The sequence below is a fragment of the Streptococcus mitis genome, from assembly GCF_047464035.1.
GTDB lineage: Bacteria > Bacillota > Bacilli > Lactobacillales > Streptococcaceae > Streptococcus > Streptococcus mitis_DX.
This window is the reverse complement of sequence record NZ_JASHCQ010000038.1, coordinates 1-11,350: the sequence shown is the minus strand read 5'-3', so window position 1 is coordinate 11,350 and position 11,350 is coordinate 1. Positions and strand designations below refer to the sequence as shown.

The window sequence follows — 11,350 nt, the reverse complement described above, 5'->3', positions numbered from 1 at the left end:
TTAAATCTGGGAGATCTCCTACTTTAACTGTTGCTCCTTCTGGTATCTTAATTTGTTTTAGGACATCCTCTGGAGTCAGTTTTTCTTTTGTTATTGGTGTTTCAATTGGTGTAATTGGTGTTACATTCACTGGTACTTCTACCGTAACTACTTTTCCATTTGGTAAGGTAATCGTTACTTTAACTGGATCTTTCTTACCTGGCGTTGTCAAGTCTGGAATGTTTTCAACATTTGTGACCTTGCCACCTTCTGGAATCTTGATGCCTTTAGTGTAATCCTCCGGTGTTAATGGGGTAGATGTGACTGGTGTCTCAATCTCTTTAACAGGTGTTACATTAACTGGGACTTCTACTGTAATCACTTTTCCATTTGGTAATTCTACAGTGACTTTAACTGGATCTTTCTTACCTGGCGTTGTTAAGTCTGGAATGTTTTCAACATTTGTGACCTTGCCACCTTCTGGAATCTTGATGCCTTTAGTGTAATCCTCTGGTGTTAATGGGGTAGATGTGACTGGTGTCTCAATCTCTTTAACAGGTGTTACATTCACTGGGACTTCTACTGTAATCACTTTTCCATTTGGTAATTCAACCGTTACTTTAACTGGATCCTTCTTACCTGGAGTTGTCAAGTCTGGAATGTTTTCAACATTTGTGACCTTGCCACCTTCTGGAATCTTGATGCCTTTAGTGTAGTCCTCTGGCGTTAACGGAGTATTCGTTACTGGCGTTTCAATTTCCTTAACTGGCGTTACATTAACTGGAACGTCAACAGTAATTGTTTTTCCATTTGGTAATTCAACCGTTACTTTAACTGGATCCTTCTTACCTGGAGTTGTCAAGTCTGGAATGTTTTCAACATTTGTGACCTTGCCACCCTCTGGAATTTTAATTCCTTTGGTGTAATCCTCTGGCGTTAACGGAGTATTCGTTACTGGCGTTTCAATTTCATTAACTGGCGTTACATTAACTGGAATGTCAACAGTAATCACTTTTCCATTTGGTAATTCAACTGTTACCTTAACTGGATCTTTCTTACCTGGAGTTGTTAAGTCTGGAATGTTCTCAACATTTGTGACCTTGCCACCTTCTGGAATCGTGATTCCTTTTGTATAATCCTCTGGCGTTAACGGAGTATTCGTTACTGGCGTTTCAATTTCATTAACTGGAGTTACATTAACTGGAACGTCAACAGTAATCACTTTTCCATTTGGTAATTCTACAGTGACTTTAACTGGATCTTTCTCACCTGGAGTTGTCAAGTCTGGAATATTTTCTACATTGGTTACTTTTCCACCTTCTGGAACTTTAACAAATTTAGCAATATCCTCTTTTGTTAAAGGTGTATTCGTTACTGGCGTTTCAATTGGTGTTGGTTTAGCTTCTACCACCTTAATCGTTGCCGGAACTTCAACTAATACATTTCCATTTTTATCTTTTACAACAACCGTTACTGGTTTATCCCCAACAGTTGTTGCATCAAATGGTTCTTTTTGTCCTTCTGGAACTTTGTATTCAAATGTTGAACCTTCTGGATAATCACTTGGAGTAATACTGTCTCTTGCTTGAGGTTTCTCAGTTGGATTTACAGGAATTAATTGTTCTTTACCTTCCACTACTTTAACCTTAGCTGGAACTTCTACAAGTTTATCTTCTCCGTCTTTTGCTTCTACAATAACATCTTTTTCGCCTAGTGTTGTTGTATCTACTGGAGTTTTATATTTGAATGTTACTCCATCTGGATATTGTTCAGGATCAACACTCTTAGATGCATCTGGTTGTTTGTTTGATTTATCAACTGGTACATATTGTGTCTTCGGTTCAACAACCATCACTTTTGCAGGGACTTTTGCAATAACCTTATCTCCAATTTTTGCTACTACAACAACATCTTTTTCGCCTGGTGTTGTTGTATCTACTGGAGTTTCATAAGAAAACTCTGTCTCTTTAGGGAATGCTTTAGGGTCAATACTTCCTTCAACAGCTGGTTGTTTGTTATCCTTATCTACTGGGACAAATTGTGGATAGCTTTCAACAACTCGTACAGTTGCTGGTACTTCTGCAATAGGATTACCATCTTTATCCAGCACTTCAACAATCACATTCTTATCTCCAGTTGTTGTTACATCGATTGGAGATGTTTGTCCATCTGGAGTCTTATATCTAAATGTAGATCCTTCTGGATAATCTGTTTTATCAATGCTCTTCTCTGGATCTGGTTGTTTGTTGTTTTCATCCACTGGAACAATTTGTGGTACACCTTCAACTACTGTAACTGGGACTGTAACAGTAGTTGTTTTCACTTCACCATCTACAGTGTATTTAACAGTCACATCTACTTCAGTATCATCTGTTAAGTCAGGAACTGTTACTGGAGCTGTTTTATCAATCTCAACTCTAGCACCTTGTGGTAGTTTACCTGTAAATGTTCCATCAGCAATCGCTTTTTCAGCTTGAGCAAGCACTTTTTCTTTTGCTTTTTCTTTGTTGCCATTTTTAGGAACAAGAATTTCATCTGCTTCTGGTTTTGGTAAAACTGTTACTGGAACTTTCACTGTTTCAGTTAACTTACCATTGTCATATGTTACTGGGACTGTTACTTCTTTCTTACCTGTTGTTTTTGTTAGGTCTTCTGGAATTGCAGGTTCACCTTTTGTTCCACCAGTTCCTGGTGTTACTGCATCTTGAACAGTTTTAGCTTCTACTGTATCACCTTCGAATACGACAACGTTACTTGATGTTGAACCTACTACCGTTACTGGTACTGGTACTTCGCTAGTTTTAACTACATTACCATCTTTTACATACTCTACAACTGCTGTTGCTGGAGTTTGTACTCCAGTTGCTGTTGTTGCCGGTACTGTTCCTGCTTTAATTTCTTTAACTCTTACAGTTACACCATCTGGCAACTTAGTTGTCGCTGTAGCTGCTTCTGTGGCTTTTGCTTTTACCACTTCTTCTAAACCAGTACTATCTTTTAGTACTTTTACACCTTCTGGAGTTACTTTTGGTAAAACTACAACATCTACTTTAGTTGCTACTGAAATTGTTTCAGTTCCTTTTGTATAAGTCACTGTTGCAGGAGTTGGCAATGTTTGACCTGCTTTACCTGCAGTCGTTGGGATATCTGTAATATCATTTTTAGTTGTAGTGAATCCATCAACTTCTGTAGGAGTTACTTTTTCTTTTAATTGATCACTTGTTACAGTGTCATCTTCTACTGTATATAGTTTATTTGTTACTTGATCTTTAACAGTAATACCATAAGTCGTTGAAGCAATCGCAGTATTATCACCTTCATTTGTTCCTGTTGCTGTATCTGAATCGGCAGTAACGATATTTCCGTTACTATCTTTTACTTCAACTTTAACTGTATAAGTACCTACTTCTGATAGTAGATGAGCTTTTGCTTGTTCTAAATCTGTATATTCTGATTGTTGCCCTGATGGTGATGTTACAGTTACTTTAGTTATAGTTGTTTCTTTTTTAGGTGATGTAGTTGCATCATCTTCTGTATCTCTAATTGTTACTGCAGCTGATGCTTGTTTCACTAAGTCCACTGTGGCACCTTTTACTGTAGTATAAGAAGTTGAACTTACTGTTGGAGCATTATTTAGAATTGATGCCTTATCATCACTTTCAGCAATGCTACCTTTAACCAAACCAGTAAATCCAGATTCTGTTCTAATGTTCCAGAAATTTCCGTCTTTAGTAGCAGTAACTCTTGAATTATCAGATGATGTCCAAGTTTGAGTTACAGGATTGTATTCAACAACAACAGCATTTCCCTCTTGAGTTGCTGTATTTAATCTTGGAATAACTGTTTTATCTCTCGTTACTTCATCAACACTTACTATTTTATCATTAGCAGTATAAGTTCTAGTATAAGAATAGATGTAATAATTTATTGTTCCATCAGTCTGTACTTCTGTAAAGACTTGTCTCTTAGTTAGTTTATAACCGCCGTCCGGAGTTGATTCTTTTACTTCTTTATAATTGTTTTCAAGCTCCCAATTACCTGTCGTTTCATCTAAACGAGCTTTATGCACACCAGATTTATCTGTTAAACTCACTTCATTTCTCAATAAAGTAGCTTTAACATTTTCAGTTATTGCTTTGGCACTAATTGTATCAGTAGAAGCGTCCTTCGTATCTTCTTCAGAAACCGGAATATTAATTTCAGAACCTACTTGTCCTAATGCAGTGCCTTGAACAGCTTTTTCATTTGTTGTACCAGATGCAACTACCCATTGTCCATCTCTAACCTCAAGCTTCGTAATTTTACCATTAGGTAATTTTACTTCCGCAGTTGAAGCTCCATCTGATATTGTTACTGGTATAGTTGTAGCATAAGCATGAACGTTTTTCACCGTAATTGTTGGTTTTACAACAACGGTAATATATTTCTGAACTTCATGTCCCGAATGAATCCATGTAGAATCTGATCTTTGTGTTGTATTGTAATCCTTAGCATATACTGATACTGTATAAATACCCGCTGTTGTGGCTGTCCCAGACAATTTACCCTTACCATAAACTGATTGATCACCATTTTCATCAGTTTCGACTGGAGTTCCATCTTGAGCTAAACTATAGGAGATACCTGGAATAGAAGTCTTCGTTCCATCCAATTCACCAGCTTTTTTAGTAGTAGCATAACCAGCTAACCCAGAAACAGCTTGTCTGAATTGTTGATTAGGAATTGTTACAACTTTTCCACTTGCTAATTTATAATTAACTCTTTGTCTGTCTCCAGAAAAATTAGAACCTGCGTCATCTTTATATGAGATATCAATGTTTACATTCTTCCCTACTTGTGTTTCATACGCATCATCTGAAACTTCTAATCTCGGTGGTTTTGAATCTTGCCATGCGATCCAACCAGATCTTAGATTTTTAAACTCCATACTAACAATTTGATGTGTTTTTTCATTCTCTGCTTCAACAGTAAACCTTAGATCTTGTACACCATTTTGAACATTCGAAACAACTCTACCTTGAATAGAATCACTCTCTTTATCGTAAATCAAACCACTTGGCAAATTAGTTGGACTTATTGATTTTATTTTCCAACCCGCTTCCTTTGCTTTATCTGTTACAGCAAAACGGTTCGATATATTTGGGATATATGCACGATCTACTCCTTGTTCATAACCCATCTTATAAATTTCTGTTGCCAAAAATTCATAAGCTCCAGAGCTTCCAAAAACTGTTGCAGGATTGTTTGAGATTCTATTACCATCAGGTTTTTCCTTATTTCTCCATAGTTTAGCTTCTTCTTGTAATTTTTGAACCTGTTCTTTTGAAAGTGGGTAATCCATTCGTCCTGGTGATGTAACTGGTTGTCCATTTACTGTTGACATTGCTACTGGGTTTTTCTCTTGACCAGTACGCTGAGAAGAATACATCTCAATTTCTAAATCAGTAGGAGCGTTTCCAGTTCCTTTTACTTCTATATCTCCTGCTTGTCCACTTGCTATCGCAATAACTTTATTATTCCTTCTCGAATCATTTTCAGGTATAGCTACGAATGTGAATTTGTCAGTTCCTGTTGTAGTTGTATCTGGAACTGTCGTAGTATTGTTTTCATTAACAATAAACGTATCTGCTCTAAATCCACTTTCCCCATTACCTGGGATAGCTTTCCCATTTCTAGGATCTTGATTTTTATTTTCTTTTTCTTCTTTCTTGTCTGCAGTTGCTTTTGGCATACTTTCAATAACGAAAGCTTTACCGTTTACTGCTGATGTAGCTTTTGCTACTTCTTCTTTTGTTGCTGCTTCATTTGCAACTACAACTTTTGCATTTGCTAATTCTGCTTTTGCAGACTCAATTGCTGAAGCTGTTTTTTCAGTTGATGATGCTTTTTCTAAAGCTGCTTCTAAACGAACAATTGCTGCTTCCAACTTACTTATGTCAGCCTTTGCAGCTGGTACTTCTTCCGCTTTTGATGCTTCTGCTGGTGCTTCTGCAGCTTTTGCAGCTTTTGGTGTTTCTGCTGGTGCTGCCTCAGGAGCTGGTGTTGCTAGTTGCTCAGCTGTTTGTGCTTCCACAGTTGATGTAGAAGTTTCAGTTGAAGCTACAGGCTTGGTTGAATCTGCTTGATTTCCAGCATCAGAGTTAACCTGTTCGCTAGTCACTGTAGCTGATGTACCTGGCTCCTGAGCCTGAACAGTCGCTGCCCCACCAAACATCATATAGGCTGCCACAGCTACTGACGCTGCTCCAAAACTATACTTACGGATTGAAAAGCGCTGGACTTTTTGTCCGTGGTACTTGTCCATTCTTGAATACATATTATCTCCTTTTTAAATAAATTTTAATTGCGAAATTACACCCAAGTATTTAAACAACGCCTCCATTGCCAGCTTAATTTATACATTAAAACAGCTACACTTAGGTACTCAATCACTAATTTACATTATAACATTATTTCAACTAAACTGTCTACGTTTATGTACAAAATATGAGGATTTTTCTATATATATATATATATTAATCAACGTTTTATGAGATTTCATCATAAAAAATAAAAGGCCAATTTGACCTTTTACTTTTATATATTTATTTACGGTTTGATACGGTGCAACATACGTGGGAATGGGATAGCTTCACGGATGTGTTTTGTTCCTGCTGCAAAGGTTACCATACGTTCGATACCGATACCAAATCCTCCGTGTGGAACTGTACCGTATTTACGAAGGTCAAGGTAGAATTCATATTCTGTACGATCCATGCCAAGTTCATCCATTTTTGCGACAAGGGCATCGTAGTCTTCCTCACGCATAGATCCACCGATAATTTCTCCATAGCCTTCTGGAGCAAGCAAGTCTGCACAAAGCACGCGCTCTGGATTTCCAGGAACTGGTTTCATGTAGAAGGCCTTGATGGCTGCTGGGTAGTTCATGACAAATGTTGGCACACCAAAGTGATTTGAGATCCATGTTTCATGTGGTGAACCGAAGTCATCACCATGCTCAAGATGTTCGTAGTCAGCATCTTCATCATTCTCATGCTCTTGCAAGAGGTCAATGGCTTGATCGTAAGTGATACGTTTGAAGGGCTCTGCAATGTAGCGTTTCAAGAGTTCTGTATCACGTTCCAATGTTTCCAAGGCTTGAGGAGCACGGTCAAGAACACCTTGAAGAAGAGCTTTTACATAAGCTTCTTGCAAGTCAAGCGACTCATCATGTGTTAAGTATGAGTACTCAGCATCCATCATCCAGAACTCAGTCAAGTGACGGCGTGTTTTTGATTTTTCAGCACGGAATACGGGACCAAAGTCAAAGACACGACCAAGAGCCATCGCACCTGCCTCTAGATAAAGCTGCCCTGATTGGCTCAAGTAGGCTGGAGTTCCGAAGTAGTCAGTTTCAAAAAGTTCAGTTGAATCTTCTGCCGCGTTTCCTGAAAGGATTGGACTATCAAACTTCATGAAGCCGTTCTTGTCGAAGAACTCATAAGTTGCGTAGATGATAGCGTTACGGATTTGCATCACCGCTACTTGCTTACGGGAGCGTAGCCACAAGTGACGGTTGTCCATCAAGAAATCTGTTCCATGTTCTTTTGGTGTGATTGGGTAGTCTTGAGATTCACCAATCACTTCGATGTCTGTAATGTCCAACTCATAACCAAATTTAGAACGTTCGTCTTCTTTGACAATTCCTGTCACATAAACAGACGTTTCTTGGCTCAAGCGTTTGATAACATCAAACTTCTCAAGCCCCACTTCTTCACCAAATTTCTCTACAAAGTTTGGTTTAAAGGCTACACCTTGGAAGAAGGCTGTTCCATCGCGCAATTGCAAGAAGGCGATTTTCCCTTTTCCTGATTTGTTGGCAACCCAAGCTCCAATCGTCACTTCTTGACCAACATAGTCTTTTACATCGATAATCGTTACACGTTTTGTCATTATTTTTCCTTTTCTTTTTCTTTTATTTTTCCATAAATGCTTTCAAGCGTTTAACTGCTTCTTTAAGCGTGTCTAGGTCTGTCGCATAGCTGAGGCGGACATTTTCTGGCGCTCCAAAACCTGCTCCTGTTATGAGTGCCAAACCAACTTCCTCAAGAATAGCTGTTGTAAAGTCAGTCACATCCGTATAGCCTTTCATCTCCATGGCTTTTTTTACATTTGGGAAGAGATAGAAAGCGCCTTGTGGCTTAACGACTTCAAAACCAGGGACCTCACATAATAGCGGATAAATGGTATTGAGACGCTCCTCAAAAGCTTGACGCATGATATCAACAGAATCCTGTGGTCCTGTTAAGGCTTCGATAGCCGCATATTGAGAAACAGATGTCAAATTTGAAGTTGTTTGTCCCGTCAATTTACTCATAGCTGCAATGATTTCAGGATCACCTACTGCATAACCAACTCGCCAACCCGTCATGGCATAAGCCTTAGATACACCGTTGATAACAATGGTTTGCTTGCGAATTGCTTCTGATAGACTTGAGATTGGAACAAACTCATTTCCATTATAAACAAGGCGACCGTATATATCATCTGCTAAAATCAGAATGTCATGCTCAACTGCCCAATTTCCGATAGCTAGTAATTCTTCACGAGTATAAATCATACCAGTCGGATTAGATGGTGAATTGAGAACCAAAACCTTTGTTTTATCTGTCCTAACTAGTTCTAGTTGATCCACTGTGACTTTAAAATCATTGTCTTCTTTAGCTTGAACAAAAACTGGAATCCCTTCTGCCATCTTGACCTGATCTCCATAACTAACCCAGTATGGAGTTGGAGTAATAACCTCATCTAAAGGATTGATTACAGCCATAAAAAAAGTATAGAGGGAGAACTTGGCACCTGTAGCAAAGGTAACCTCGTTACTTGCGACAGAATAGCCATAGTAGCGCTCGAAGTAGGTATTCACCGCAGCTTTTAATTCTGGTAGACCTGAAGCTACTGTATAGAAGGAAGCCTGTCCTTCTCGAATAGCTTTAACTGCTGCATCCTGAATATTTTCAGGAGTGTGAAAATCTGGTTGTCCCAAGGTCAAGAAAAGGACATCCTTACCTTGAGCTTTTAATTTTTTTGCTCTCGCATCACTAGCTAAAGTGACACTTTCTTCCATTTCTAAAACACGGTTGGATAGTTTCATAGGCCCTCCTTATTGACCAATGCTCCTGTTTCAAAATCTACTAGATAAAAATTAGAGCCTGACTTGACTTCCCAGATTGGCTTGTCTTGATAACGGCCAAAGGTAATCTTGTCAATCTCGCCTGCTCCTTTTTCCTTAGAAACCGCTTCTGCTTTTTCTTGTGAAACACCTTGATTTAGCTGATAAACGTAAATCTTATGGTCATCTTTTCCAATCAGGACAGCAAGTGCTTCTTGTTTTTTATTACGACCAAGAACGCTATAATAGGATTCCAAGCCATTGTATAAGTCAACCTGATCAGCCTGCTCTAATCCTGCATACTGCTGAGCTAATTTTTCTCCTTCACTTTTAGCTGTTTGATAGGGTTTCATGCCAAGAGAAACCAGATACAGAAAGGAAGCACTGATAACCACAAACAAAATCGTCATCCCTAGACCATACTGCCACAGTAGATTATTTTTTGCTTTTTTTTGTCTTTTTTTCACTCGTCTATTTTACCATCTATTGGGCTTTATTACAAGTGAATGCAAGAACAATCGCACTTTATTTCTTCCTTCAAAGCAAACCGATTTTTCTTGTTTAAAACCGAGCAAGAAAAGTAAAGACAGCTCCAAAATCAACCTATTAAAAAACCTGAGCTTTGATACTCAAGTTTTCGTAAGTTCTTTTACTTTATAAAATTACTTTATCATCCATTCTTTTAGCTATTTTGCCTAAAAAAATAGGTAGAAGAAGGCTAATTATGACTAAGAAGGATCCTAAATAAAGAAATGCTACTACAAAGCCTAAATGGTCAATCAACCAGCCTGTCAGCGGGAAAAACACAATCATACTCAGGCTAAACATCATAGAGTAGACACTCAGCATGGTTGCCCTTACTTCACTTGGAAGGCGCCCTTGCAAATCATTGTCAAAAATCGGCTTAAAAAGAGCATGCAGAGCATTACTAATCAAATAAATCAGAATATAGATTAGAGGTGTTCCAAAGTAGGACAGCATATAGGTGACTCCAGTCAGCAGGACGAGAATAGGAAAAAGCTTCAAGGCAGCATAGTTCTTTCCAATCTTACTCGCTAGATAGACAGCGACGATATTGAAGAGACTACCAAGTAGCATAACTGCTGAAATTTGCCAACCACTTAAATCTGGTAACTGACTTTGATAGTAAAAATAAAACATGCACATGAGTACTCCGACAATCTGAGATAAAATCATCCAGTTGAACAGCATGGGGTTTCGCTTCAACTCTTCCTTAACAGTCCAAATAATCTGTTTCATGGTCACACTATCAGTTTTTTCTAGCTTGACACTGGGCTCTTTCAGCATCCAAATCAGGAAAAGAACTATGATAGAAGTGGCAATCATGATATAGTAGGTCAGGTGTAATTGACCATGAACAAAAAATCCCGCTAAAACAGTCCCCAAAGACCGAGTTCCTTCAGCTACTCCTGCCATAAAGCTTGAAATGGATAGATAGCGCTCCTTCAGTCCAGCCTCTACAGCAGAGTCATAGACCATTGCTGCGCTTGTGCCTGAATCAAAATTATAAGACAAGGCACTCACCGCCATAGCTAGCGCATAAATCCAAAAATTTCCCTGCCCAGCCAACATGAGAACGGAAGACACAATCCCTGCTATTCGACTTAAATAAAGATTGGTCTTATAGGAATAGCGATCAGCTAACATTCCAGATGGAATTTCACAGAGAAGACTGGTAGTATGAAAAATACTCTCCAGAAGTCCAATCTGCCAAAGAGACATTCCATTTTGACTGAGAAAGAGAATCCAAAAACTGGTAATCCCTAAAAAAGCAAAAAACTCAACTCCGGCCATCAGGCCAATATTTTTCCGATAATTTCTTATTAACATCTTTTCTCCTTAACAAGTGTATTATTATTTCTTTTGTCCGTCACTTGTTAATCTTTGCCTTACATGATCTCCACCCCTTTTTAGAAGCATTCTTCAATGCCATTATTTTCGTTTAATTGTTTATGAAATGATACCGGAAAATAGCTGTTATGCGGTTTCTATTGCGAGTTTTCTTGTTTATTTTAGCACTTATGTCATCATATTACAAGTGAATATAAGAATACTCTTCGAAAATCAAATTCAGCTAATTTCTCAAAGTAACTTCCACTTGCCCAACCAAAGTGGAAATTAGTCTAAAACGGATTTTTATGGTGGAATTAAGTGTGAGACGTTTGAGTTAGAAATGAGGTCTACTATGACAAAACATAA

General features: G+C 38.3%; 5 protein-coding genes. All 5 read right to left on the bottom strand.

Going from position 1 to position 11,350, the window contains the following annotated elements:
* A partial coding sequence (locus QM818_RS08715) for a Rib/alpha-like domain-containing protein (protein ID WP_414300171.1) occupies nt 1-6,295 on the bottom strand: 6,295 nt, incomplete at its 3' end.
* A 272-nt stretch (nt 6,296-6,567) separates the two neighbouring features.
* The gene (gene asnS, locus QM818_RS08710; RefSeq protein ID WP_000167160.1) at nt 6,568-7,911 is read right to left on the bottom strand and encodes an asparagine--tRNA ligase; all 1,344 of its coding nucleotides are present in this window, start codon (nt 7,909-7,911) and stop codon (nt 6,568-6,570) included.
* A 22-nt stretch (nt 7,912-7,933) separates the two neighbouring features.
* The gene (locus QM818_RS08705) at nt 7,934-9,112 is read right to left on the bottom strand and encodes a pyridoxal phosphate-dependent aminotransferase (protein ID WP_414300170.1); all 1,179 of its coding nucleotides are present in this window, start codon (nt 9,110-9,112) and stop codon (nt 7,934-7,936) included.
* On the bottom strand, nt 9,109-9,597 hold the full coding sequence (locus QM818_RS08700; protein WP_414300169.1) for a cell wall elongation regulator TseB-like domain-containing protein: 489 nt from the start codon (nt 9,595-9,597) through the stop codon (nt 9,109-9,111). The genes QM818_RS08705 and QM818_RS08700 overlap by 4 nt, the downstream gene beginning before the upstream one ends.
* Nucleotides 9,598-9,784: 187 nt before the next feature.
* Entirely contained in the window at nt 9,785-10,981 is a 1,197-nt protein-coding gene (locus QM818_RS08695; protein WP_414300168.1) for an MFS transporter, read from the bottom strand.
* Nucleotides 10,982-11,350: the final 369 nt, after the last annotated feature.